Raw genomic sequence first — 25,290 nt, 5'->3', positions numbered from 1 at the left:
GGGACCGCGGCTCGCGACCGCGGGACTGCGGTCGCCGTCGGCCGGCCTGCCGCGCGCTCGCCGGCGCGCCCCGCGGGTGCCCGGCGGGTGGACGTCGCGTGGGCGTCGGCCCGCGTCGGCCCGCGGCGCGGCCGGCCCGGGCGGTAAATCGGTTGCGGGGCCGGGCGGACGCGGTCGAGCATGGTGCCGCGCGAGGGCGCAGCCGGGCGTTCCCGGTCGAGCGGTGAGGAGGTCGGTCATGGCCGTCTTTGCAGGGCGCTTCCACCTGCCTCCACCAGCCTCGATCAAGGGATCACCAGCACAGTGCGTGACGACGACTTCCCGGCGCGGCAGCGCCGGACCCGCGGCAAGAGCCGCTTCGACGACGACGAGCCGCAGTTCCTGAAGCGTGACCGGCCCGGCGCGCCGGCCCTGACCGACCCGGACCCGGGCCCGGACGACGACGCCCCCGGCGACGACTGGTCGACCTGGGACCAGGCGGTGCACGGCCCGGAGCCGCACCCGGCCTGGCTGGTCACCGAGCTGGCCGCCCGGGACACCGAACTCGGCGTGCTCAAGACCGGCAAGGAGGCGGACGTCCACCTCGTCCGCCGGGCGGTGCCGGGGACCGACCGGTCCTGCCTGCTGGCGGCCAAGCGGTACCGGGACGCCCAGCACCGGCTGTTCCACCGGGACGCCGGTTACCTGGAGGGGCGCCGGGTGCGCCGGTCCCGGGAGAACCGGGCCATGGCCGGGCGGACCGCGTTCGGCCGGCAGATGATCGCCGGGCAGTGGGCCGCCGCCGAGTTCTCCGCCCTGGCCCGGCTCTGGGAGATCGGCGCGGCACACGGCACGATCGCCGTGCCGTACCCGGTGCAGCTGCTCGGCACCGAGCTGATGCTGGAGTTCGTCGGCGACCCCGACTCCGGCAGCGCCGCGCCCCGGCTGGCGCAGTGCCGTCCCGAGCCGGCCGAGCTGCGGTCGCTGTGGGAGCAACTGGTCGACGCCCTGGTCGTGCTCGCCCGCGCCGGCTACGCCCACGGCGACCTGTCGCCGTACAACCTGCTCGTGCACTCCGGGCGCCTGGTCATGATCGACCTTCCCCAGGTGGTCGACGTGGTGGCCAACCCGCAGGGACCGGAGTTCCTGGCCCGGGACGTCCGGGTGGTGGGCACGTGGTTCGCGGCGCGCGGCCTGCCGCCGCACGAGGCCGACCCGGCGCCGCTGACCGAGCTGCTGCTGCGCGAGGCCGGCATCCGCTGAGCGACCGCCCGCGCTGGTGCCCCGGCCGGGGCACCAGCGCGGGCCGGCGGTGGCCCGGGGTGGGCGGCGGCGTCCGCCCGCCCCCGGTGTCCGCCCCTATTGGAGGTATCGCTCGACCTCCGGCCGCGGGCGTACGCCCTGGGCGTCGGGGTCGCCGTGGGTCTGCCGCGCGGCCCGCCGGCGGCGCAGCAGGTCCCAGCACTGGTCGAGGGACTCCTCCAGCTCGCGCAGCCGGTCCTTGTCGCCCTCGGTGCCGGACTCGCTGGCCTGTGCGGCCGAGCGGAGCCGGTGCTCCTCGTCGACCAACTCGGCGATGCGCTTCAGGATGTCCGTGTCTTCCATGCCCCGAGCCTGGCACAGCGCGTGCGGCACCGCCGGCTTCTCCCGCGTCCCCGGCGGGCAAAAGCCCTCGTCCGGCGCCGCGCGGCGCGGTAGGTTGCCGCCCCATGACCCTCATCGTCCGGCCCTTCGTCGACGGCGACGCCGAGGGCGTCGCCGACCTGCTCCGGGCGGCGCTGCCGCACCTGGTGGCCACCCCGGAGCTGATCCGCTGGCAGGCCGGCGGCGCCAAGGCGGCCGAGCGGTTCGCCGCGCTGGTGGTCGAGGCCGACGGCGCGCCGGTCGGCGTGGCGCGGACCGGCCTGCTGTACGAGAGCGCCGAGCCGGGGCTCGGCTTCGTCAACCTCGCGGTCCGGCCCGAGCGGCGAGGTCGGGGCGTCGGGTCGGCCCTGCTCGCCGCCGCCGAGGAGCGGCTCGCCGGAATCGGCGTCACGACGGCGTACGCGACGGTCGCCGACCTGCCGGCGGACCGGGCCTTCGCGGAGCGGCGGGCCTACCGGCCCGGCCGGCACTCCCGGCTGCTGCTGCGTGACCTGGCGGCGACGCCGTTGCCGCCGGCCCCGCCGCCGGTGCCCGGGGTCACGGTGTGCGGCGCGGCGGACCTGCCCGACCCACGCCCGTTGTACGAGGCCGACCTGGACGCCGCCCGCGACGAGCCCGCCGACGTGGTGATGGACGACATCGGGTACGCCGACTGGCTGGCCGCCTACTGGCACCGTCCGGACCTGGACCGGGAGCTGACCACGGTGGCCGTCGTGGACGATGCGGTGGTCGCGTTCAGTGTCGCGCTGACCGACGGGCGGTACCTCTACCAGTCGGGGATGACGGGCACCCGGAGGGCGTACCGCCGACGGGGCCTGGCCCAGCTCGTCAAGCACGCGGGGCTGACCCGGGCCCGGGCCGCCGGGTTCCGGCAGGCGGTGACGATCAACGATGCCGGCAACGAGGCGATGCTGGGCCTCAACGCCTGGTTGGGCTACCGGCCCGTCGCCGGCCACTGCCGATATGCGCGGCATTTGCGCTTATGACTGTCGCGCGGGACGCCCTTTGTGGAAGCGCGCAATTTCGCTCGCGAAAATTTCTCGCCGCACCCCTGGAGAAGTTGGCCTGCTCGGTGGCATGCTCGGACGGATCTGTGACTTTGCACAGTCGTCTCACGACGCACCGTCGATCAGGAGAGTTCAGCACAGGTGGGCACCGCGTATACCGTCTCGACCGGCACCCGGCGCGCCAGGACCGTCCCGCTGCGCCAGGTCGCGCGCGGCCTGGCGCGGGATCCGGCCCGGGCCCTGATCGAGTTCGGTGAGCGGGCCGGCGGCGAGGTCGTCCGGCTCCACCTCGGATCGTTCCGCCCGTACCTGGTCAGCGAGCCGGAGCACGTCCAGCAGGTGCTCCGGGACCGGGCGGAGGACTTCGCCCGCACCGGCGACGGCGCGTTCTGGCGGCCGCTCGGTCGGTTGTTCGGCGAGGGCATCCTCGGCGCCGGGGCGGTCTGGGCGGACAGCCGGCGCATCCTGCAGCCGCTGTTCACCGCGAAGCGGATCGAGGCGCTGATGGCCGGAATGGCCGAGACGATCGCCGACGCGGTGGCCGAGCTGGACGAGCCGGCCCGGGCCGGGCGACCGGTGGACATGCTCGCCGAGCAGGCCCGCATCGTCTGCACCGCCATCATGCGGGCGCTGTTCGCCGACCGCGTCTCGGTCGCCGACGCGCTGCGCATCATGCGGGCCCAGGACGCCATCGCCACCTCGGTGATCCCCCGGTTGCTGATGCCGTTCGTCCCCATGTGGATGCCCGCACCCGGCGACCGGACCTTCCGCCATGCGGTGCGGAGCATCGACGAGATCCTGGTGCCGATCGTCCGCGCGGCGCGGGAGACGGCGGCGGACGGCGACGACATCATCGCCACCCTCTGGCGGGGCCGCACCGCCGACGGCCGGCCGCTGGACGAGCGGCGGGTCCGCAACGACACCGTCGCGATGGTCGCGGTGACCACCGAGACGACCATCAACGTGCTGGCCTGGCTCTGGCCGCACCTGAAGCAGTCCCCCGAGATCGCCGCCCGGTTGCAGCAGGAGATCGACGAGGTGGTGGGCGGCGACCGGGTCGGGCCCGAGCACCTGCCCCGGTTGCGCTACACCCGGATGGTGCTCGACGAGCTGGTCCGGCTCTATCCGGTGGGCTGGCTGGAGCCCCGGGAGGCGACGCGGACGACGTCCCTCGGCGGGGTGCGGATCGAGGCCGGGGCGACCCTGCTGGTCAGTCCGCTGATCACGCAGCGGATGGCCCGGCACTGGGAGCGCCCGGAGGTCTTCGACCCGGAGCGGTTCGCCCCCGAGCGGGTCCGTAACCGGCACCGGTACGCGTTCTTCCCCTTCGGCGGCGGCCCGCACCAGTGCCTGGGAATGCACCTGTTCTATCAGGAGGCGCAACTCATCGTGGCGAACCTGCTGAGCCGCTACCGCCTGACGGTGCGCGGCCCGGCGGTGCCCGACGTGCGCCTGGCCGCCGCGCTGCGCCCCGGCAGCCGGGTGCTGCTGGAGTTGCGTCCCGCCGGGTCCCGGGAGGCCGCATGAACGTCGCCACCGGGCTGGTGCCGGTGCTGCCCGACCAGCTGTCCGCCGCCGCCGAGCAGGGCCGGATCTGCGCCCTCGCCGCCAAGGGGCAGCGCGACCTGCAGCGCCAGGCCGCCCGCTACCCGGACCTGTTCGCCGGCCGACCGTTCGACGGCGCCCTGTTCAGCAACATCGCCCTCGCCATCGCGTTCGGCGCGCCCTGGTGCACCCCGGAGCAGCTGCGGCTGACCAACCGGGCGGTGCTGTGGGGGTTCGCCCTCGACTGGCAGGTCGACTACCTCGCGAGGTCCCGGGAGGACGTCGACCGGGTGGTCAGCCGCGCACTGGCGGTCGCCGAGGGGGCCAGCCCGGACGCGGACGACCCGCTCGGGCGCCTGCTCGCCGAGCTGCGCGACGAACTGGCCACCGTGCCGGCCTTCGCCGGGCTGGGCGGCGCCTGGCGGGCCGCGGTGCGGCGGACGGTGACGGCCATGGCCCGGGAGTGGGACTGGAAGATCGCCCGGGAGCGGAACGGGGCGGCGCTGCCCAGCTTCGCCGAGTATCTCGACAACGCCGACAACCTCGCCTGCACGGTCGTCAACGTCGCGCACTGGATCTGGACGGGGGACGCGGCGACCCACCGGCACCTCGCCGAGCTGGTGGTCGCCAGCGACGAGGTGCAGCGGGTGCTGCGGCTGGTCAACGACCTGGGCACCCACGAGCGGGACCGCGAATGGGGCGACCTGAACGCCCTGCTGCTGGTCGCCGACCGCGCCGAGGTGGACCGGCGGATCGCCGAACTGGTCGAGCGGTGCACCGACCTGCTGGCCCCGTTGACGGTGAGCTGCCCGGTCCAGGCGGCGTACCTGGCCCGGCAGATCGGCTTCAGCAGCGGCTTCTACCGGTCGACCGACTTCTGGGGCGAGCGATGACCATGGTCGGACGGTGCGCCACGGCGGCCGACGCGAGCGTCGGCGGCCGGCCCGGGCGGGACGAGGTGCCCGTGACCGCGGGCGACCGGCCGGGCCGTGCCCCGACGGTCGACGCCCGGGAACTGGTCGCCGCGATGACCCGTCAACCGGCCGGGCAGGCCTCGCCGTCGGTCTACGAGACCGGCCGCCTGGTCAGCCTGGCCCCGTGGCTGACCCACCACGTGGAACGCGTGGAGCACCTGCTCGCCGCGCAGCGGCCGGACGGCGCGTGGGGCGGCCCGGAGGGGTACGCGGTGGTGCCGACGCTGAGCGCCGTCGAGGCGCTGCTCACCGCCCTGCGCCGCGGCGACGCCGCCTGGCTGCCCGGTGCCGGCGGCCCGGCGCGCCTGGTCCGGGCCGTGGACGTGGGGCTGAGCGCCCTGTACGGGCGGCTGCCCGGCCGGGCCGCGCTGCCCGACCTCCCGGCCACCGACCTGACCGTCCCGGCACTGGTCGAGGCGGTCAACGGGCACCTGGAACTCCTGCGGGCAGACCCCGGCGGGAGCCTGGCCGGCTGGCGCGACGCGCGCCCGTTGCCGCTGCCCACGGGGCTGGACGGCGTCCGGCTCGACCGGGTCCGCGCACTGTTCGCCGCCGGCCGCCCGCTGCCGCAGAAGCTGCTGCACGCGCTGGAGGTCGGCGGTGCCGCGGCACGGCGTACGCCCGGGGCCGCCCCGACCAGCCGGGGCGCCGTCGGTGCCTCCCCGGCGGCGACGGCGGCCTGGCTCGGCGTACCCGAACCGGGGGCCGGCCCCGGCGTCGCGGCCGCGGTGGCCTATCTGGAGGAGGCGGCCCGGCAGCAGGGCGGGCCCGTGCCGTGCGCCACCCCGATCGCCGTCTTCGAACGCGCCTGGACGCTGAGCATCCTGAGCCGGGCGGGACTGGCGCCGCCGGTGTCGCCCCTGCTGCTGGCCGGTCTCGTGGCGGCGGTCGGCCCCACCGGTGCCGCCACCGGCCCCGGCCTGCCCGCCGACGCCGACACCACCTCGGTGACCCTGTACGCGCTGGCCCGGCTGGGCCACCCGGTCGACCCGTCCAGCCTGTGGCGGTACGACACGGGGGAGCACTTCTGCACCTGGCAGGGCGAGGACGGGGAGTCGGTCACCACCAACGCGCACGTGCTCGACGCGTTCGGCTGGCACCTGGCCCACGGCGGGCGGACCGACCCCCGGCTCGAGGCGGCGACGCGGCGGCTCAGCCGCTGGCTCGCCGACCGGCAGTCGCCCGACGGCGGCTGGTCCGACCGGTGGCACGCCTCGCCGTACTACGCCACCAGTTGCGCGGTGCTCGCCCTGGCCGGGTACGGCCGGGGCCCGCAGGTGGCGGGCACGGTGGCCCGGGCGGCGGCGTGGGTGCTGGCCGGGCAGCGCGCCGACGGCTCCTGGGGGCGGTGGGACGGCACGGTAGAGGAGACCGCGTACGCCGTGCAGGTGCTGCACGCCGCGGGCCCCGCCGCGCCGCCGGGCACCGGGCCGGCGCTCGCGCGTGCCCTGCGGTACCTGTCCACCATGGAGGGCCGGGACGGCGAGCCGGCGCTCTGGCACGACAAGGACCTGTACCGACCCGCCGTGATCGTGGGCGCCGCCGTGGCGGCCGCCCGTCATCTCGTCCGCGACTACGCCATCGGGACAGCCGCCGGCGCCGAAAGTCGGACCGGTCCGTTGATCAGTGCCGCTTGAGTGAACATTCGGACACTGCTAGCGTGCGCGCGTGGTCGATGGTGTGCCGACCACATGCGCCCGGCACCCCTTTCGTACACCCGGCCAGGACGGTGTGATGCGTTCCCGCAGTACGAACCTCCGTACCAAAGTCGTCGCCCTGCTCGCGTCGCTCGTCGCGCTCTGGGCCTTCGCGGCGTGGGTGACAGTCCGGGACGGGTTCAACCTGCTCGGGGTGCAGACCCTCAACACCGAGGTCTCCGAGCCGGCTGAGCAGCTTCTGCCCCAGCTGCAGCGGGAGCGGCGGACGTCCCTGGCGTACCTCGGCCGGCCGGACGGGGCCCGCCGGGAGGCGCTGGCCGCCGAGCGGCGGCGCACCGACGAGCTGGCCGCGGCGTTCCGGGAGTCGGCCAGCGGCTGGCGGGCCGGCATGGCCGCCAGCGACACCCTCGACCAGCGGCTCCGCGCGGTCTACGCGCGCCTGTCCGGGCTCGCGAAGATCCGCTCCGAGGTGGACGCGCGCAGCGTCGACCGCGCGTCCACCCACGCCGCGTACGGCGGGGTGAACCGGTCCATCTTCGACGTCTACCAGGAGCTGGGCGTCCTCGACGACGAGGGGATCGCGGAGGACACCAAGGCGCTGATCGACCTCAACCGCGCCCGCGAGCTGCTCAGCCAGGAGGATGCCCTGCTCACCGGCGTGCTCGCGGCGGGCCGGGTGACCGCGGCGGAGCGCGCCCAGCTGACCCAGCTCATCGGCGCGCAGCGGTTCGCAGCCGACCTGGCGGTGAGCCGGCTGCCCGCGGCGGACCGCCAGCGGTACGCGGAGATGCTCGACAGCCCGACGTTCGAGCGCCTGCGGAGCCTGGAGGACGGGATCCTCCTGGGGCGCGGCGGGGACACCCGGCTGACGTTCGAGGCCGCGGAGTGGGACGGAGTGGTCGCCCCGGCGCTCGCGCAGTGGAACGACGTGGTGAGCGCCGGCGGCGACGACGTGGTGGATCGGGCCATTCCGGTCGCCGCCACCGTGATCATCCGGCTGGTGCTGGCCACCGGCCTGGGCCTGCTCGCCGTCATCACGTCGATCATCGTGTCGATCACCACGGCCCGGGCCATCGTCCGGCAGTTGGAGCGGTTGCGGGAGGCGGCCTTCACGCTGGCCAACGACCGGCTGCCCAGCGTCGTCGAGCGGCTGGGCCACGGCGAGGAGGTCGACGTCGCGACCGAGGCGCCGCCGCTGGAGTTCGGCGACGACGAGGTTGGCCAGGTGGGCAAGGCGTTCAACGTGGTCCAGGAGACCGCGCTGCGTACCGCCGTCGAGCAGGCCGAGCTGCGGCGCAACGTCCGCGAGGTCTTCCTCAGCCTGGCCCGCCGCACCCAGGCCCTGGTGCACCGCCAGCTCACCCTGCTCGACACAATGGAGCGGCGGGAGCAGGACGCCGAGGAGCTGGAGGACCTGTTCCGGGTCGACCACCTGGCCACCCGGATGCGGCGCAACGCCGAGAACCTGATTGTGCTCTCCGGCTCCACCCCCGGCCGGGCTTGGCGGCGCAGCGTCCCGATGGTCGACGTGGTCCGGGGCGCGGTCGCCGAGGTGGAGGACTACACCCGGGTCAACGTGCTGCCGCTGGGCGACGTCTCGCTGGCCGGTCGGGCCGTCGGCGACGTCATCCACCTGCTGGCCGAGTTGATCGAGAACGGCCTGTCGTTCTCGCCGCCGCACACCACCGTCGAGGTGCGCGGCCAGTTGGTGGCCAACGGCTTCGCCGTCGAGATCGAGGACCGGGGCCTCGGGATGAGCGAGGAGGACCTGGCCGCGGCGAACGACCGGATCGTGGACCGCTCCGAGCTGAACCTGGCCAACGCCTCCCGGCTCGGCCTGTACGTCGTCAGCCGGCTGACCGAGCGGCACGGCGTCCGGGTGCAGCTGAAGGAGTCCGCGTACGGCGGCACCACCGCGGTCGTGCTGATCCCGCTGGGCCTGGTCGTCGACTCCGACGAGCAGGCCGAGCCCCCGGAGGGCCCGGACGGCCCGGCACCGGGCACCCCGGTCGCGGTGGCGCCGCCCGCCCCGGCCGCGGACCAGCCGCCCGGCCGACCGGCCGTCCCTGTCGCGCTGGCGCAGCCTGCGGCGCTGCCCGGCGGCCCGGTCACCACGGCGGACCGGGGGCCCGGCGGGGACGACGCACAGCCGGCCCTGCCCACCCGCGCCCGGCCCGGCGCGGCGCCGCGGCTGGCGCCGTCGGACGCCTCGGGGCTGCCGGTACGCACCCGCCGCACCGCGCAGCCCGCGCTGGACGGTCCGACCGTGCCCGGTGGGCTTCCGCTGGCGACGTCCCGGACGCCCCCGACCGAGGCGGCCGACGGCGGCACGGACGCGCCGGCACCGGCCCCGACGGCGGCGGCCGCGCCCGGCAGGCTGACCGACGCGGGGCTGCCCGTGCGGGTCCGCCAGGCCAACATCGTGCCCGAGTTGCGGGACGATCCGTCGGCGCACGGGGCGGACGAGGAGGAGGACGGGCTCCGGCCGCCGGAGCAGATCCGCCGGATGATGAGCTCCTACCAGACCGGCACCCGGCGCGGGCGCAGCGACGCGGCGCGGCTGCTGGGCGCGGAGCCCGCCGACGGGCCGGGGGCGGGCGAGCAACAGGCGACGTGAGCGGCGGCGCGGACAGGACGCGCGCCCATGGCGGGACGCTGGTCCCAGACGAGAACGGCGACACCAGCCGGAAAGAAGAGGACGACGAGTGGCGCAGAAGACGGCTTCGAGTGCCGACCTGACGTGGTTGCTGGATGATCTGGTCGGCCGTGTGAAACAGGCTGAGCACGCGGTCGCGCTCTCCACCGACGGCCTGCTGATGGCGTCGTCGCAGGGGTTGAGCCGGGACGACGGCGAGCATCTCGCGGCGATGGCCGCCGGGATCCAGAGCCTGGCCCGGGGCGCGGGCAAGCGGTTCGGTGGCGGGCAGGTGCAGCAGACGATCATCGAGATGCAGTCGTCGTTCCTGTTCGTCACGGCGGCCGGGCGCAACGCCTGCCTCGCCGTGCTGGCCTCCGAGGACGCCGACGTCGGCCTGATCGCGTACGAGATGGCGATGCTGGTCACCCGAGTGGGCAAGTACGTTGCCTCGCCGACCCGGGCTACCGAGCAGCCCGTCGGCGAGTAGCCGGATGACGGTCGCAGGGGAGCCCACGGAGGAGCAGTGGGTTGACGACCACGCCGGGCCCGTGGTCCGCCCGTACGCGGTGACCCGCGGTCGGGCCCGGCCCGTCACCGGCACATTCGACCTGATCTCCCTGGTGACGGCCACCCGCGCGGAAGCGTCACCGGAGGTCGGGCTGGGCCCCGAGCATCTGGCCATCGTCGCGCTGTGCCAGCGGGTCCAGTCCGTGGCCGAGGTCGCCGCGCACCTCGATCTGCCGGTGGGCACGGTCCGGGTCCTGCTCGGGGACCTGGTCGCGCGCGATCTGGTGCAGGTACGCGAGCCGCGGGCGACCGCTGGCCTTCCCGACGACAGCGTTTTCGAGGCGGTTATCAATGGACTTCGGGCACTCTGAGCGGCCGGCCGGCGCCGCGCCGCTGCCCACCGCGATCAAGATCCTCATCGCCGGCGGGTTCGGCGTGGGCAAGACCACCATGGTTGGTGCGGTGAGCGAGACCCGCCCGCTGCGCACGGAGGAGGTGCTGACCGAGTCCGGGGTGGGGATCGACGACCTGTCCGGGGTGGAGGGCAAGGCGACCACCACCGTGGCGATGGACTTCGGCCGGATCACCATCAGCGACGACCTGGTGCTCTACCTGTTCGGCACGCCGGGGCAGGACCGGTTCTGGTTCGTCTGGGACGAGTTGGCGCTCGGCGCGCTCGGCGCCGTGGTGCTCGCCGACACCCGGCGGCTGGCCGACTGCTTTCCCTCGATCGACTACTTCGAGGGGCGGGGCACTCCCTTCGTGGTCGCCGTGAACTGCTTCGAGGGCGCCCGGCAGTACCGGTTGGACGAGGTGCAGGCGGCCCTCAACCTGGACTCGGGGGTCCCGGTGCTGCTGTGCGACGCCCGGCAGCGGGAGTCGAGCAAGGAGGTGCTGATCACCCTGATGGAGCACGCCATGAAGACCCGCGAGGCGCGCCGTCGCGCCGCCAACGGCGGGAAGTAGCCCGCACCCGACGCAGGAAGGGGCCCCTGGTCGACCAGGGGCCCCTTCCTTTCTCCGTCAGCGTCAGCTGGCGATCATGCGGCGCAGCACGTACTGCAGGATGCCGCCGTGGCGGTAGTAGTCCGCCTCACCCGGGGTGTCGATCCGGACGACCGCGTCGAACTCGACGCCGGTGTCGGTGGTGACCTTCACCGTACGCGGGGTGGTGCCGTCGTTCAGCGCGGTCACACCGGTGATCGAGAACGTCTCGGTGCCGGTGAGGCCGAGCGACTCGGCGGTGGTGTCGACGGGGAACTGCAGCGGTAGGACGCCCATGCCGATCAGGTTCGACCGGTGGATGCGCTCGTACGACTCGGCGATGACCGCCTTGACGCCGAGCAGCATGGTGCCCTTGGCCGCCCAGTCGCGCGACGAGCCGGAGCCGTACTCCTTGCCGGCCAGGATGACCAGCGGGACGCCCGCCTCCTGGTACGCCATCGAGGCGTCGTAGATCGTGGTCGACTCGCCGGTCAGGTGGTTGACCGTGAAGCCGCCCTCGGGGAGCGGAGCTCCCGCAGCCGGCCCAGTGCCTGGGGTCCGCAGTTGATTGCGCAGCCGGATGTTGGCGAACGTGCCCCGGATCATCACCTCGTGGTTGCCCCGGCGCGAGCCGTACGAGTTGAACTCGTGGCGCGGCACGCCGTGCGCGGCGAGGTACTCGCCGGCCGGGGAGTCGGCCTTGATCGAGCCGGCGGGGGAGATGTGGTCGGTGGTCACCGAGTCACCCAGCTTGGCCAGCACCCGAGCCGGACCGATGTCGGAAACAGGCGCCGGCAGGCGCCCCATGCCCTCGAAGTACGGGGGCTTGCGGACGTAGGTGGACTCGCCGTCCCAGGAGAAGGTGTCGCCGGTCGGCGTGGGCAGGGACTGCCACCGCTCGTCGCCGGCGAACACGTCCTCGTACGCCGCGGCGAACCCGGTGGCGCCGATCGCCGAGGCGATGACGTCCTGGATCTCGGCGCTGTTCGGCCAGATGTCGCGCAGGAAGACGGGGTTGCCCTCGCGGTCCTCGCCGATCGGCTCGTTGGCCAGGTCGATGTCCATCGTGCCGGCGAGCGCGTACGCCACCACCAGCGGCGGGGACGCCAGGTAGTTCATCTTGACGTCCGGGTTGATCCGGCCCTCGAAGTTCCGGTTGCCGGACAGCACCGAGACGACGGCGAGGTCGGCCTCGTTGACGGCGGCGGAGACCTCCTCCGGCAGCGGGCCGGAGTTGCCGATGCAGGTGGTGCAGCCGTAGCCGACCAGGTTGAAGCCGAGCTTCTCCAGGTACGGGGTGAGGCCGGCCCGGTCGTAGTAGTCCATGACGACCTTGGAGCCGGGCGCCAGGGTGGTCTTGACCCACGGCTTGCGGGTCAGGCCCTTGTCCACGGCGTTGCGGGCGAGCAGCGCCGCGCCGATCATGACCTGCGGGTTGGAGGTGTTGGTGCAGGAGGTGATCGCCGCGATCACCACGGCGCCGTGGTCCAGCTCGAACTCGGTGCCGTCGGCGCCGGTGACCCGGATCGGGTTGCTGACCCGCCCGCCGGAGCCGATCGCGCCGTTGACCAGCTCCCGCGGCTCGTCGGCCGGGTCGGGGACGGTGCCCGTGGCGGGGGAGTCGCTGGCCGGGAAGGACTCGGCGCTGGCCTCGTCGGCGCGGCCCGCCACGCCGTACGGCGGGCTGGTGCGCACGCCGCCGCGGGCGTCGGCGCCGCTGCCGGTCTGGTCGTCGGCCACGTAGTCCGTCAGCGCGGAGCGGAACAGCGTCTTCGCGTTGCCCAGCGGCACCCGGTCCTGCGGGCGCTTCGGGCCGGCCAGGGACGGCTCGATGGTGCCGAGGTCCAGCTCCAGCCGCTCCGAGTACTCCGGCTCGGCGTCCGGGTCGTGCCAGAGGCCCTGCTCCTTGGCGTACGCCTCGACGAGCGCGACCTGCTGCGGGTCGCGGCCGGTCAGCTCCAGGTAGCGCACGGTCTCGGCGTCGATCGGGAAGATCGCCACGGTGGAGCCGTACTCGGGGGACATGTTGCCGATGGTGGCCCGGTTGGCCAGCGGCACCGCGCTCACGCCCGGGCCGTAGAACTCGACGAACTTGCCGACCACGCCGTGCTTGCGCAGCATCTCGGTGATGGTGAGCACGAGGTCGGTGGCGGTGGTGCCGGCCGGCATCGAGCCTGCGAGCTTGAAGCCGACGACCCGCGGGATCAGCATGCTGACCGGCTGGCCGAGCATGGCGGCCTCGGCCTCGATGCCGCCGACGCCCCAGCCCAGCACGCCCAGGCCGTTGACCATCGTGGTGTGCGAGTCGGTGCCGACCACGGTGTCCGGGTACGCCTGGCCGCCCCGCTCCATGACCGTACGGGCCAGGTACTCGATGTTGACCTGGTGCACGATGCCGGTGCCGGGCGGGACGACCTTGAACTCGTTGAACGCGGTCTGGCCCCAGCGCAGGAACTGGTAGCGCTCCTTGTTGCGCCCGTACTCCAGCTCGACGTTGCGCTGGAAGGCGTCCTCACGGCCGAACAGGTCGGCGATGACCGAGTGGTCGATGACCAGCTCGGCCGGGGCCAGCGGGTTGACCTTGGTGGCGTCGCCGCCGAGGTCGCGGACCGCCTCGCGCATGGTGGCCAGGTCGACCACGCACGGTACGCCGGTGAAGTCCTGCATCAGCACCCGCGCCGGGGTGAACTGGATCTCGACGCTCGGGTCGGCGGTCGGGTCCCAGGCACCGAGCTGACGGATGTGGTCGGCGGTGATGTTCGCGCCGTCCTCCGTCCGCAGCAGGTTTTCCAGCAGGATCTTCAGGCTGTAGGGCAGTCGGTCGTGCCCGTCCACCTTGCTGATCTTGAAAATCTCGTAGCTCGCGTCTCCGACGCGTAGCTGGGTCTTCGCACCGAAGGTGTCGAGGCTCGCCACGTCGTACTCCTTCACACCAGCGACCGTGAGTAGTCCTGAGCAGTGTGTCGCACCGCCGGGGGTCGCGCCCCGGTTAGGTGACACTTACCGCCGATTCTCGTCTTCAACAAAACCGTACGTCCGTCTTGCTATTCGCGCAACCTCATGCCAGGGTTCGGGACAGGAGGTGCATCATCATGATCCATCACGTCCTGCTCGCCTGCCCACGCGGCTCCGAGGCCGCGTCCCGGGCGTTCCACGCCGGCCTGCGCGGGATGGTCGAGAAGCCCAAGCCCCCGGCCCTCGCGGCCCGCGGTGGGTGCTGGTTCACCGGGTACGGGGCGGAGTTGCACCTCGGCGTCGAGGCGGAGTTCACGCCCGCCCGGAAGGCTCACGTCGCCCTGCTCCGGCCCGACCTCGACGACCTCGCGGCCCGCCTGGCCGCCGCCGGCTACCCCGTGGACTGGGGCGCCGAGGAGGACCTGCCGGGCCTGCGTCGCTTCCACACCGAGGACGCCCACGGCAACCGCCTGGAGTTCCTCGCCCCGGCCTGACGCTCGCGCATCTCTCCGGCCCGCCGGCGCAGCCCGCCGCGCACCGCCACCAGGTCGGCGGAGCGGTGGAGCCGGTGGGTGGCGGCGGCCCCGGGCCGGCCCGGGCCCGGGCGGGTGGTCGGCCGGCGAGGGGACGCGACGGGCCCCGCGCCGGGGGTAGGGTTCGAGGCCGCACCGGAAGGGGGTCGGCCGTGGTCGACGTTCAACACTGGCTCTCCGCGTTGCCCCCGCTCGCGGTCTACCTGATCGTCGCCGGGGTGATCGGTGTCGAGAGCATGGGCATCCCGCTGCCCGGCGAGATCGTGCTGGTCAGCACCGCCCTGCTCGCCGCCACCGGGGTGGTCGAGCCGGAGTGGGTGGCGGGGGCGGCGGCATTCGGCGCCATCGTCGGCGACTCGGTCGGCTACGCGGTCGGCCGCCGAGGTGGCCGACCCCTGCTGGAACGCCTCGGCCGGCGCTTCCCCAGGCATCTCGGCCCCGCCCACCTCGCCCGGGCCGAACAGAGCTTCGCGCGCCACGGGGTGTGGGCGGTCTTCTTCGGCCGGTTCGTGGCGCTGCTGCGGATCCTCGCCGGCCCGCTGGCCGGGGCGCTGCGGGTGCCGTACCGGCGGTTCCTGGTGGCGAACGCGGCCGGCGGGCTGCTCTGGGCGTTCGGCACCACGTACCTGCTGTTCACCGTCGGCCGGGCCGCCGAGCACTGGCTCAAGGACATCTCCTGGGCCGGGCTGGCCCTCGCGGTGCTCGCCGGCCTCGGCAGCACCTGGTGGCTGCGCCGCCGGGCCCGCCGGATGTCGGAGGAGCCGGCGGTGCCGGCCGGCGCCGAGCCGGTCCGCGCCGGCACCGACTGACCCGGGTACGCCGAAGGGAACCCGCCGTGGTGGGGTCGGGCCCGGCGGCGGTGGGGGGCGATGTCGCCGACATTGCGGGGTTCGGGTGGGCAGGAAGGCGCCATGTCGGCGACATGGAGTCGAGCGGCACCCGGGGTGTGACCCCGGCGGCGCGTCCCAGCCGACGTGGGTGAGCGCGATCGGCAGGTCACCGGCAGGGGACAGGGGCCGCGAGCCCGCGCAGTCGAGCCGTCCATGCTGGACCGGTCGGGCGGTCTGCCACCATGGTGGTCATGGAGATCTGGCACAACCCGTCCTGCTCGAAGTGCGCCGGCGCCCGGGCCACCCTCGACGAGGCGCGGGTGCCGTACCGGCTGCGGGCGTACCTGGAGCAGCCGCCGAGCGCGGCGGAACTGGCCGAGGTGCTGCGCCGGCTGGACGCGCGAGCCTGGGACATCTGCCGTACGGGGGAGCCGGCGGCGGTCGCCCAGGGCATGGCCGACTGGCCGCGGGACGACGCCAGCGAGCCCCGGTGGATCGCGGCGATGGTGGCGCATCCCGAGTTGATCCAGCGGCCGATCCTGCTGCTCGACGACGGCGGCGCGCTGGTCGGGCGTACCCCGGAGGCGCTGGACGAGGCGGTCCGCCGGGCGGCGGAGTGACGCGGGTCAGCCGAGGACTGCCGCCCCGATCAGCACGACGGCCAGGGCCGCGCCCTGGGCGATGTTGATCAGCAGCAGGGGGCGGCCCGGGCCGGGCTCGTCCCGCCGGCTGCGGCGCGGTCCCGGATGGACGTCCGGCCGGCGCGGTGCGCCCACGACCAGGGGGAGCAGCCCCGCCATCACGCCCGCGAAGAGCGCCATGCTGCCCGACGGGGCCGCCTGGCCCGCGCCGCCGCCGAGCAGCACCGTCAGCCCGAAGCACAGCAGGAGGACGCAGCCGGTCATCGCATAGAGGCCGGGCCGGCTGGGCGGCAGGTGCCGGTAGATGAGCCCCGGCCAGCACGATGGTTCCGCCTGCCGGGACCCATCCCGCGGCGGCCAGGCCCATCGGGTTGCAGCGGTCGGCCGTGCACAGCAGGTCCAGCAGGCCGTCGGTGACGGGTGCGCCGGCCACGAGGCCGGCCCAGATCGCGCCGAGCGACAGCGGCAGCAGGGCGACGACTTCCACCGTGCGTAGCTCCGGCCACGTACGCCGGCTGTCCCTGTCGGACCGGACCCGCCGGCCGCCGTGCTCCCGTCCGCCCACCGCGGCCCCCTCCCGTGGCCCCCGACGGTAGGGCGACCGCGCACACCGGGAGGGCTGCGGCCCGGGCCGCCTGTGCGGGCAGCCGCCCCGGGGCCGGGCCCCGCGGTTCAGGCCCGGTCGACTCCCGGCGGGGTGGCGCCGCCGGCGGTGGCCGCCGCGTGCCGGTCGCGTAGCCGGGTCCGGATCTCCTCCGGGGTGTACGCCCGCCGCCGCCGCTCGGCCCGGGCCACGACCACCCCGGTCGCGGCGACGCCCGCGAGACCGGCCAGCCCGAGCACCTTCCACCACCGCATCCGTTGCCGCATCGGCCTAGGGTAGACGCTCATGAGCGAGCGCACCGAGCGGACGACCGGGGTGGCGGCATGAGTGAGCGCCGGCGAGCGAATCGTCGAGGCGGTTGGCAGGCCGACACCGAGCGGAGCGAGGTGACGGCATGAGCATCAGCCTGGACGAGGCGGTGGAGCTGACCCGTACCGGTGACGTGTGGGTGTTCCGGGGCCGCAGCATGCCCGACCGGGCCATCCAGTTCACGACGAACAGCCCGGTGAACCACGTGGGCATGGCCGTGGTGCTCGACGACATGCCACCCCTGATGTGGCACGCCGAGCTGGGCCGGTCGCTGCCGGACATGTGGGCGGGCACCCACCAGCGGGGCGTGCAGCTGCACGACCTGCGCGACGCGGTCTGCGTGTGGGCCAACCGGTACGGCCAGCGGGCCTGGTTGCGCCAGCTCGAACCGCCGGCGGACGCGGCGATGGAGGACGCGGTGCTGCGTACGGTCGCCCGCCTCGACGGCACGCCGTTTCCGTCGACCGCCCAGCTCGCCTGGCGCTGGCTGCGCGGCCGGGCGCCGGTCGTGCGGCGGCCCGGCGCGCGGCGGGTCGCCGAGTCCAGGGAGGACGGCGGGGTCGGGGTGCGGGACCGGGCGCTGGAGACGGCGTACTGCGCCGAGGTGGTCGCGGTGACCTACGAGGCCATGGGGCTGCTGCCCGCGGGTCGCCGGCCGAACTGGTACGACCCGGGGCGGTTCTGGAGCGGCGACGACCTCGGTCTGACCGGGGGCGCCCAGCTCGGCGCGGAGATCGAGGTACGCGTCCCGCCCCGGTGAGCGCCGGCCCGCCGCCCGACGGCGGGGGTTTGCCGAGGCGGCCGGCCGGCAATCACAGTCCTCGTGACAGCCTCCACCGATCTCGACGCGCTGACCGAATTCTTCGACCGGTACGGCGTCGCGCTGACCGCCGGCGACGTGGCCGCCGTCGCCGGATGCTACGCCCTGCCCGGGCTGGTGGTCGCCGACTCGTACAGTTTCTCGTTCGCCACCCCGGCGGCGGTGGCCTTGTCCTTCGTGGGCGCCGCACCCGACTACACTGAGCACGAGCTGGTCGCGGCGCACGCCGCGATCGAGGACGTGCACCCGTTCTCCCCGCTGCTGACGGAGGTGGCGGTGGAGTGGGAGTTCCTGGACAGCCAGGGGCGGCACGTGCCGGGCGAGCGCTACCGGTACGTGCTGCGCCGCACCGACGAGGGCTTCGTGATCTGTACGGTGATCCGGGTCGTCTGATCCGCCGCGGCGGTCCCGGAGGACCGATCGGGCGTACCCTCAGGACGGTCGGTTGATGCCTCGGCACTTTCCGCGAGTGGCCGCCGATCGCTACGCTCTGCGGACGCAGACCGTCGAAGGGGAGGGTATGTCCGGCAGCCGTCGTGTACGACGGACCCCCGACGCGAGCGCCGCGGTCGCCTCCTCGCCCTGGATCATCGTGTCGGTCGGCGTGGTCGTGATGGTGGTGCTCCTGGTCATCGCGATCGGCGCGTACCGCGGGCGGGCGCCGGTCGGGCTGGTGCTGCCCGAGCCGGTGGCCACCGTGGCGCTGCCGACGCCGACGCCGTCGGTGCGCCGCGCCGCGGCGGAGCCGCCCGCACCGCTGGCGGCCCGGTCCACCCCGAGCGTCACGTCGTCGCCCAGCCCCAGCCGGTCCGCCGGGCGCGGCCCGAGCCCCTCGGCCGGCGGGCCGACGTCGGTCGCGCCGCCGGAGTCGACGCTGGTCGCGCCGTACCCCGTCACCGGCACGTACCGGGTGGTCGAGGACCTCAGCCGCTCCTTCATCGGTGAGGTGCTGCTGCGCAACGTGTCGGGCGCGGACCAGGACTGGACGGTCCGGGTGACGGTCCCGGAGGCCAGGCTGGTCACCTCCTGGATCGAGGGCGCCGCGCAGGGCGGGGTCAGCCGCTCGGGCGACACCTGGACGTTCACCAGCGGCGCCCGCCTCGCGCCGGGCGACTCCGTGGCGCTGCGGTTCCAGTACGACCGCACCCGCGTCGACCGGCCGACGAGCTGCACCGTCGGCGGCGCCGACTGCGCCGGTCTCGGCTGACGGCCGGTCCGCCCCGCGCGTCGCCGAGCCGGCCGTACGCGGCCCTCCACCGTGCTCTGAGTCCCGCTTTTCGCAAGACCGCTGCTTTGTTACGACTTGGTTTGCAAGCTATTGCAGAATGTTTCGGCAAGGGCTAGCGTGCGGGCGGATCACGACCAGAGAGAGGCCGTCGATGAAACCCCCGCCGATGTCCCGCACAGCGTTACTCGCCTTGGTCTCCACCCTCACCCTCGCCCTCGTCGGCGCCCCCGTCGCCCTGCGTCAGCTCGGCGGCGACGTCACCGACCGCTCCGCCGGCACCGACCCCCTCGCCGCCGCCGGCGCCCGGCAGTGGCGCTCCGAGCCCTCCGCGGATGCCCTGCTCGCCGCCGGCACGAACGCCGGCCGCGCCGAGCAGTTCTACTTCGTCCTGCCCGACCGGTTCGCCAACGGCGACCCGCGCAACGACTCCGGCGGACTGGCGGGCGACCGGCTCAGCACCGGCCTCGACCCGAAGGACAAGGGCTTCTACCACGGCGGCGACCTCAAGGGGGTGATGGACCGGCTCGACTACATCCAGGGCCTCGGCACCACCGCCATCTGGCTCGCCCCGGTCTTCAAGAACCGCCCCGTGCAGGGCAGCGGCGACGACGTGTCGGCCGGCTACCACGGGTACTGGATCACCGACTTCACCCAGGTCGACCCGCACTTCGGCACCAACGAGGACCTGAAGAAGCTGGTCCGCCAGGCCCACCAGCGGGGCATCAAGGTCTACCTCGACGTGATCGTCAACCACACCGCCGACGTCATCAAGTACGCCGAGAACACGTACACCTACGTGGACAAGAAGACCTCCCCGTACACCGACGCGCAGGGGCGGCCCTTCGAGGACCGCAACTACGCCGACGGCACCCGGGCCTTCCCCGAGGCCGACGCGGAGTCCTTCCCGTACACCCCGACGTTCGCCACCCCCGCCGACGCGAAGGTCAAGGTGCCGGCGTGGCTCAACGATCCCACCATGTACCACAACCGGGGCGACTCGACCTTCGCCGGCGAGAACAGCGAGTACGGCGACTTCTTCGGCCTGGACGACCTGTGGACCGAGCGCCCCGAGGTGGTGCGCGGGATGACGAAGATCTACGGCGACTGGATCGCCGACACGGGCGTCGACGGCTTCCGGCTGGACACCGTCAAGCACTCCAACCTGGAGTTCTGGCCGCAGTTCAGCCAGGGCATCGCGCGGGCCGCCGAGCAGGCCGGCAAGTCCGACTTCTTCATGTTCGGCGAGGTCTACAGCGCCGACCAGGAGGTCACCTCCACCTACGTGCGGCGCGGCGGCCTGCCGGCCACCCTCGACTTCGCCTTCCAGGAGGCCGCCCGCGGCTACAGCGCGGCCGGCGGCTCCGCCAAGGCCCTCGCCGACGTGTACGTCCGCGACGACCTCTACGCCGCCCGCGACACCGACGCCACCCGGCTGACCACCTTCCTCGGCAACCACGACATGGGCCGGATCGGCTCGTTCGTCGCCGCCGCCGGTGGCGACGACGCCAGCCAGCTGCGCCGCGACCAGCTCGCCCACCAGCTGATGTTCCTCACCCGGGGGCAGCCGGTGGTGTACTCCGGCGACGAGCAGGGCTTCACCGGCCCGGGCGGCGACAAGGACGCCCGGCAGGACATGTTCGCCTCGAAGGTGCCCGACTACCTCGACGACGACCTGATCGGCACCGACCGCACCCACGCCGGCGACCAGTACGACACCAGCCACCCGCTGTACCGGACGATCGCCGAGCTGGGCGGCCTGCGCCAGGACCACCCGGCGCTGCGCGACGGCGTCCAGGTCACCCGGTACGCCGCCGACGGCGCCGGCGTCTTCGCCTTCTCCCGCATCGACCCGCGCCAGCGCACCGAGTACGTCGTCGCGGTGAACAACGCCGACAGCGCGCAGACCGTCACCGTGGACACCTGGTCGGCCGGCGCCACCTTCGCCGGCGTCTACGGCGGCTCGGCCACCGCGACCGCCGGGGCGGACGGCAAACTCACCCTGACCGTGCCGGCGATGTCCGCCGTGGTCCTGCGGGCCGGCACCCCGATCCCGCAGGCCGACGCCGCGCCGTCGATCGCGATCACCGCGCCCGCCCCGGACGAGCCGGTGGCCACCCGGGCCGCCGTCACCGCCCAGGTCACCGGCGACCCCCTCGCGACCGTCACCGTGGCCGCCCGGGTCGCGGGCGGGAAGTGGACCCTGCTGGGCAGCGCCCGCCGGGCCCCGTACACCGTGCACCACGACCTCACCGGCCTGGCCGGCGGGACGAAGATCGAGTACAAGGCCGTCGTCTCCGACGGCAGGGGACGCACCGCCACCGCCCGGTCCACCGCCACGGTCGGCACCCCCGCCCAGAGCGCGTCCCGGGAGTGGGCGGTCGTGCACTACCAGCGCCCGGCCGGCGGGTACGCCGACTGGGGCCTGTACACCTGGGGCGACATCGACCCGGCGTACGCCACCGAGTGGCCCAAGGGGCAGCCGTTCGCCGGTGAGGACTCCTTCGGCCGGTTCGCCTGGGTGAAGCTCAAACCGGGCGCGAAGTCGGTGGGCTTCCTCGTCGTCGACTCCGACGGGAACAAGGACGTCCCGAACGACCGCAGCATCGACGTGACGCAGACCGGCGAGGTCTGGGTCAAGCAGGGCGACCCGACGCTGTACCCGAGCCGGCAGGCCGCCACCGGCGAGCCCGCCCCGCCGGTCGACGAGGGCACCGCCGTCATCCACTACCGCCGGGCCGACAACAACTACGACGGCTGGGGCCTGCACCTGTGGGACGGCGCCGCCAACCCCACCGACTGGTCGAGCCCGCTGCCGCCCGAGCGGATCGACTCCTACGGCGCGGTCTTCCGGGTGCCGTTGTCCGCCGGGGCGACCGGGCTGAGCTACATCATCCACCGGGGTGACGAGAAGGATCTACCCGAGGACCAGCGGCTGGACTTCGCCGGCGCCGGACGCGAGGTGTGGCTGCTGGCCGGCACCCGGGGTCGGCTGCTGCCCTCGACCTCGTCCGGGGTATCCGGGGACGTGGACATCACCAAGCAGAAGGCGCACTGGATCGACCGCTCCACCGTCGCCTGGCAGACCGGGCCGACCGACGGCAGGACGTACGCCCTGGTGGTCGCCCCGGCCGGCGGGCTGAGCGTCGTCGACGGCGAGCTGTCCGGGACGTACCCGACGCTGCCGCTGCGGGCGCAGCGCAACGGGCTCACCGAGGACCAGCGCGCGCAGTTCCCGCACCTGTGGGCGTACCAGGCGTTCACCCTCGACCCCGGCGACCTGGCCAAGGTGCCGGCGGCGCTGCGCGGACAGCTCGCGGTGACCGAGCGGGACGCCGAGGGCGCGCTGCTGAACGCGACCGGCGTGCAGATCCCCGGCGTGCTCGACGACGTCTACTCCGCCGCCACCCGGGCGCGGCTCGGCGCGACCTTCGCCGACGGGGTGCCCACCCTCGCGGTGTGGGCCCCCACCGCGCGGACCGTGGCGCTGGAGCTGTTCGACTCGCCGACCGCCGAGCCGCGGACCGTCGCGATGAGCCGCGACGACCGCACCGGCGTCTGGTCGGTGCGCGGGCCGCGCAGCTGGGCCGGGAAGTACTACCGGTACCGGATCGAGGCGTGGCAGCCGGCCGCGCAGCGGATCGTCACCGCCGCGGTGACCGACCCGTACTCGGTGGCCCTCGCGCCGAACTCCACGCACACCCAGATCGTCGACCTCGACGACCCGGCGCTGGCCCCGAAGGGCTGGGCGCACCTGCGCAAGCCCGCGGCGGTGCCGCCGTCGAGGGCGCAGATCCAGGAGGTCTCCGTCCGGGACTTCTCCATCGCCGACACCACCGTGCCCGCCGAGCGGCGGGGCACCTACCTCGCCTTCACCGACCCGGCGACCGCCGGCATGAAGCACCTGCGGGCGCTCGGCGACGCCGGGGTCAACTACCTGCACCTGCTGCCGGCGTTCGACTTCGCCACCATCCCCGAGCGCCGGGCCGAGCAGCAGCAGCCGGCCTGCGACCTGGCGGCCCTGCCGCCGGACTCCGACCGGCAGCAGGCGTGCGTCGCGGCCGTGGCCGACACCGACGGCTACAACTGGGGGTACGACCCGCTGCACTACACCGTGCCGGAGGGCGGCTACGCCGTCGACCCGGCCGGGGCGAAGCGGACCACCGAGTTCCGCCAGATGGTCGCCGGGGTCAACGACGCCGGCCTGCGGGTCGTCATGGACGTGGTCTACAACCACACCTCGGCCTCCGGGACCGACCCGAAGTCCGTGCTCGACCAGATCGTCCCCGGCTACTACCACCGGCTCCTGGACGACGGCACGGTCGCCAACTCGACCTGCTGCGCCAACACCGCCCCGGAGCACGCCATGATGGGCAAGCTCGTGGTGGACTCCCTGGTCACCTGGGCGCGGCAGTACAAGGTGGACGGCTTCCGGTTCGACCTGATGGGCCACCACCCGAAGGCGAACATCCTGGCCGTGCGCGCCGCGCTGGACAAGCTCACCGTCGACCGCGACGGCGTCGACGGGAAGAGGATCCTGCTGTACGGCGAGGGCTGGAACTTCGGCGAGGTCGCCAACGGCGCCCGGTTCGTCCAGGCCACCCAGGCCAACATGGCCGGCACCGGCATCGGCACCTTCAACGACCGGCTCCGCGACGGCGTACGCGGCGGCGGGCCGTTCGACGGCAACCCGCGGCTGCAGGGCTTCGCCTCCGGGCTGTTCACCGACCCGAACGGCGACCCGGTCAACGGCACCGCCGAGCAGCAGCGGGAGCGGCTGCTGCACCAGCACGACCTGATCAAGGTCGGGCTGACCGGCAACCTGCGCGGCTACCGGTTCACCGACTCGGCCGGCCGGCAGGTCACCGGCGCCCAGGTCGACTACAACGGCTCGCCGGCCGGCTACACCGCCGCGCCGGGTGAGGCGGTCACGTACGTCGACGCGCACGACAACGAGATCCTGTACGACGCGCTGGCGTACAAGCTGCCGCAGGGCACGTCGGCGGCCGACCGGGCCCGGATGCAGGTGCTCGCGCTGGCCACCACCGCCCTCGGGCAGGGGACCGGGTTCGTGACGGCCGGCTCGGAGCGGCTGCGGTCCAAGTCGCTGGACCGCAACTCGTACAACTCGGGGGACTGGTTCAACCAGATCCGCTGGGACTGCGCCCAGGGCAACGGCTTCGGCGCCGGCCTGCCGCCCGCCGCCGACAACCAGGACAAGTGGCCGTACGCGAAGCCGCTGCTGGCCGACCCGAAGCTGGTGCCGGACTGCGCGGCGATCGACCTGGCCGACGCCCGGTACGCCGAGCTGCTGCGCATCCGCCGGTCCTCGCCGGTGTTCGGGCTGGCCACCGCCGACCAGGTGCAGCAGCGGGTCGCCTTTCCGCTCTCCGGCACCGCCGAGACCCCGGGCGTGCTCACCATGACCCTCGACGCCCGCGGGCTCGACGGGAAGTGGAAGTCCGTGACGGTCGTCTTCAATGCCACCCCGCAGGCCGCGGCCCAGCGGCTGGCCGGGCTGCGCGGGGCGGACGTGGAACTGCACCCGGTCCTGCGGGCCTCCGCCGACCCGGTGCTGCGTACCGCCTCGTTCGACCAGGGCACCGGCACGTTCACCGTGCCGGCCCGCAGCGTGGCGGTCTTCGTGCAGAAGTAGTCCCCTGGTACGGGTCGGCCCCCTTCCGCCCCTGGTGGAGGGGGCCGACCCGTGTCCGGGCCCCGGGGCCGTGCGGCGGCCCCACGGGTCGTTGCGGGCCACGCAGAGGCAGCGGGGCCGGACGGGACCGGCCCCGCCCGGTGGATCCGTGTGGATCGTTCCCGAGCGGGGCCGGAGAACCCCTGGTCGGCGTCACCGTCCGTGGCTACCGACCGTGCCTGCGATCAGGCGAAGCAGCCGGGGACCTCGCCGGCGCAGTTGCGGGGGTCGTTGTCGGTGATGATGGACTCGTCGTCGACCTTGACCGTGCCGTCGTTGTTCACGACGCCGCCGGCGATGTCGTACGGCTTGTTGGTGTCGTTCGCGGTGTTCTTCTTGACCTTGGTGTCGATGAGGCGGACGGTGCCCCGGTTGTTGAAGATGCCGCCGCCGTTGCCGGCCGTGTTGTTCTCGACCTTGCTGTGCCGCAGGGTGACGATCGCGTCGTTGTCCTTCACCGGCCCCGGGATGAGGTTGGGGTCGCCGTTGAAGATGCCGCCGCCGCGTCGTCCGGCGTTGTTGCCGAGGATGGCGCTGTCGTCGATGGTGGCGCTGCCGCGTTGGTTGTGGTCGCGGTCGTCGCCGTGTTCGTCGTTGTAGGACTTGTCCTTGTCCTTGTCGTCCTTCTTTTTGTTGGTGGCGGTGTCGAAGATGCCGCCGCCGTCGTTGCTGGCTTTGTTGTTTTCGACGGTGACCTTCTTGAGGTGTAGGACGGTGTCCTTGGCGTAGATGCCGCCGCCGC

At 73.9% G+C, this 25,290-nt stretch carries 20 protein-coding genes and 1 pseudogene; 16 read left to right on the top strand and 5 right to left on the bottom strand.

Going from position 1 to position 25,290, the window contains the following annotated elements; all coding sequences use genetic code 11:
* Positions 1 to 303 precede the first annotated feature (303 nt).
* Positions 304 to 1,242 carry a serine protein kinase RIO gene (locus tag ACGFIZ_RS06640; RefSeq protein WP_393416512.1) on the top strand — a complete coding sequence of 313 codons (939 nt, stop codon included), beginning with the start codon at positions 304 to 306 and terminating at the stop codon, positions 1,240 to 1,242.
* 96 nt (positions 1,243 to 1,338) lie between these two features.
* On the opposite strand, the gene ACGFIZ_RS06635 is transcribed toward ACGFIZ_RS06640, so the two are convergent.
* A complete protein-coding gene (locus ACGFIZ_RS06635; RefSeq protein WP_393416510.1) occupies positions 1,339 to 1,584 on the bottom strand; it encodes a DUF2630 family protein in 246 nt (81 codons plus the stop codon).
* Positions 1,585 to 1,688: 104 nt separating this feature from the next.
* Here ACGFIZ_RS06635 and ACGFIZ_RS06630 point away from each other — a divergent pair, with 104 nt between their 5' ends.
* The 8 genes from ACGFIZ_RS06630 (at position 1,689) to ACGFIZ_RS06595 (ending at position 10,918) form a co-directional block, all read left to right on the top strand.
* Complete coding sequence (locus ACGFIZ_RS06630) at positions 1,689 to 2,609, top strand: GNAT family N-acetyltransferase (RefSeq protein WP_393416508.1); 921 nt, start codon at positions 1,689 to 1,691, stop codon at positions 2,607 to 2,609.
* A 162-nt stretch (positions 2,610 to 2,771) separates the two neighbouring features.
* A complete protein-coding gene (locus ACGFIZ_RS06625) occupies positions 2,772 to 4,157 on the top strand; it encodes a cytochrome P450 (RefSeq protein ID WP_393416506.1) in 1,386 nt (461 codons plus the stop codon).
* A gap of 17 nt (positions 4,158 to 4,174) precedes the next feature.
* Positions 4,175 to 5,068 carry a terpene synthase family protein gene (locus ACGFIZ_RS06620; RefSeq protein ID WP_393416843.1) on the top strand — a complete coding sequence of 298 codons (894 nt, stop codon included), beginning with the start codon at positions 4,175 to 4,177 and terminating at the stop codon, positions 5,066 to 5,068.
* A complete protein-coding gene (locus tag ACGFIZ_RS06615; RefSeq protein ID WP_393416504.1) occupies positions 5,065 to 6,786 on the top strand; it encodes a prenyltransferase/squalene oxidase repeat-containing protein in 1,722 nt (573 codons plus the stop codon). The genes ACGFIZ_RS06620 and ACGFIZ_RS06615 overlap by 4 nt, the downstream gene beginning before the upstream one ends.
* 97 nt (positions 6,787 to 6,883) lie before the next feature.
* Positions 6,884 to 9,424 (top strand): nitrate- and nitrite sensing domain-containing protein, encoded by a 2,541-nt coding sequence (locus ACGFIZ_RS06610; protein WP_393416502.1) that lies wholly within the window; start codon positions 6,884 to 6,886, stop codon positions 9,422 to 9,424.
* An 88-nt stretch (positions 9,425 to 9,512) separates the two neighbouring features.
* Positions 9,513 to 9,932, top strand: a complete 420-nt coding sequence (locus tag ACGFIZ_RS06605; RefSeq protein WP_347668394.1) for a roadblock/LC7 domain-containing protein — start codon at positions 9,513 to 9,515, stop codon at positions 9,930 to 9,932.
* A gap of 4 nt (positions 9,933 to 9,936) precedes the next feature.
* Positions 9,937 to 10,323 (top strand): DUF742 domain-containing protein, encoded by a 387-nt coding sequence (locus ACGFIZ_RS06600; protein ID WP_393416500.1) that lies wholly within the window; start codon positions 9,937 to 9,939, stop codon positions 10,321 to 10,323.
* Positions 10,304 to 10,918, top strand: a complete 615-nt coding sequence (locus ACGFIZ_RS06595; protein ID WP_393416498.1) for an ATP/GTP-binding protein — start codon at positions 10,304 to 10,306, stop codon at positions 10,916 to 10,918. The genes ACGFIZ_RS06600 and ACGFIZ_RS06595 overlap by 20 nt, the downstream gene beginning before the upstream one ends.
* Positions 10,919 to 10,981: 63 nt before the next feature.
* Here the strand turns inward: ACGFIZ_RS06595 and ACGFIZ_RS06590 are convergent, their stop codons facing one another.
* Positions 10,982 to 13,867 (bottom strand): aconitate hydratase, encoded by a 2,886-nt coding sequence (locus ACGFIZ_RS06590; protein ID WP_393416496.1) that lies wholly within the window; start codon positions 13,865 to 13,867, stop codon positions 10,982 to 10,984.
* 161 nt (positions 13,868 to 14,028) lie between these two features.
* Between ACGFIZ_RS06590 and ACGFIZ_RS06585 the strand changes: the two genes are divergently transcribed.
* The 3 genes from ACGFIZ_RS06585 (at position 14,029) to ACGFIZ_RS06575 (ending at position 15,874) form a co-directional block, all read left to right on the top strand.
* Positions 14,029 to 14,385 carry a VOC family protein gene (locus tag ACGFIZ_RS06585; RefSeq protein WP_393416494.1) on the top strand — a complete coding sequence of 119 codons (357 nt, stop codon included), beginning with the start codon at positions 14,029 to 14,031 and terminating at the stop codon, positions 14,383 to 14,385.
* A gap of 191 nt (positions 14,386 to 14,576) precedes the next feature.
* Positions 14,577 to 15,233 (top strand): DedA family protein, encoded by a 657-nt coding sequence (locus ACGFIZ_RS06580; RefSeq protein ID WP_393416492.1) that lies wholly within the window; start codon positions 14,577 to 14,579, stop codon positions 15,231 to 15,233.
* Between the two features lie 272 nt (positions 15,234 to 15,505).
* Complete coding sequence (locus tag ACGFIZ_RS06575) at positions 15,506 to 15,874, top strand: ArsC/Spx/MgsR family protein (RefSeq protein ID WP_393416490.1); 369 nt, start codon at positions 15,506 to 15,508, stop codon at positions 15,872 to 15,874.
* Positions 15,875 to 15,880: 6 nt separating this feature from the next.
* Here the strand turns inward: ACGFIZ_RS06575 and ACGFIZ_RS06570 are convergent, their stop codons facing one another.
* Positions 15,881 to 16,159: a hypothetical protein gene (locus tag ACGFIZ_RS06570; RefSeq protein ID WP_393416488.1), complete on the bottom strand. Its 279-nt coding sequence runs from the start codon at positions 16,157 to 16,159 to the stop codon at positions 15,881 to 15,883.
* 408 nt (positions 16,160 to 16,567) lie between these two features.
* Positions 16,568 to 16,753 carry a hypothetical protein gene (locus tag ACGFIZ_RS06565; protein ID WP_393416841.1) on the bottom strand — a complete coding sequence of 62 codons (186 nt, stop codon included), beginning with the start codon at positions 16,751 to 16,753 and terminating at the stop codon, positions 16,568 to 16,570.
* Positions 16,754 to 16,893: 140 nt separating this feature from the next.
* Here ACGFIZ_RS06565 and ACGFIZ_RS06560 point away from each other — a divergent pair, with 140 nt between their 5' ends.
* The 4 genes from ACGFIZ_RS06560 (at position 16,894) to pulA (ending at position 24,509) form a co-directional block, all read left to right on the top strand.
* Positions 16,894 to 17,568 (top strand): hypothetical protein, encoded by a 675-nt coding sequence (locus ACGFIZ_RS06560; protein WP_393416486.1) that lies wholly within the window; start codon positions 16,894 to 16,896, stop codon positions 17,566 to 17,568.
* A gap of 63 nt (positions 17,569 to 17,631) precedes the next feature.
* On the top strand, positions 17,632 to 18,021 hold the full coding sequence (locus tag ACGFIZ_RS06555) for a hypothetical protein (RefSeq protein WP_393416484.1): 390 nt from the start codon (positions 17,632 to 17,634) through the stop codon (positions 18,019 to 18,021).
* Between the two features lie 127 nt (positions 18,022 to 18,148).
* Positions 18,149 to 18,835 carry a cellulose binding domain-containing protein gene (locus ACGFIZ_RS06550; protein WP_393416482.1) on the top strand — a complete coding sequence of 229 codons (687 nt, stop codon included), beginning with the start codon at positions 18,149 to 18,151 and terminating at the stop codon, positions 18,833 to 18,835.
* 172 nt (positions 18,836 to 19,007) lie between these two features.
* Complete coding sequence (gene pulA / locus ACGFIZ_RS06545) at positions 19,008 to 24,509, top strand: pullulanase-type alpha-1,6-glucosidase (RefSeq protein WP_393416480.1); 5,502 nt, start codon at positions 19,008 to 19,010, stop codon at positions 24,507 to 24,509.
* A gap of 224 nt (positions 24,510 to 24,733) precedes the next feature.
* On the opposite strand, the pseudogene ACGFIZ_RS06540 reads toward pulA, so the two are convergent.
* Positions 24,734 to 25,290: pseudogene (locus tag ACGFIZ_RS06540) on the bottom strand (hypothetical protein); the annotation flags it as partial.

Origin of the sequence: Micromonospora sp. NPDC048830, assembly GCF_043198215.1 — a bacterium.
Taxonomy (GTDB): domain Bacteria; phylum Actinomycetota; class Actinomycetes; order Mycobacteriales; family Micromonosporaceae; genus Micromonospora.
Note: the sequence above shows the minus strand (reverse complement) of the source record. Positions and strands in the feature narration are given on the sequence as shown.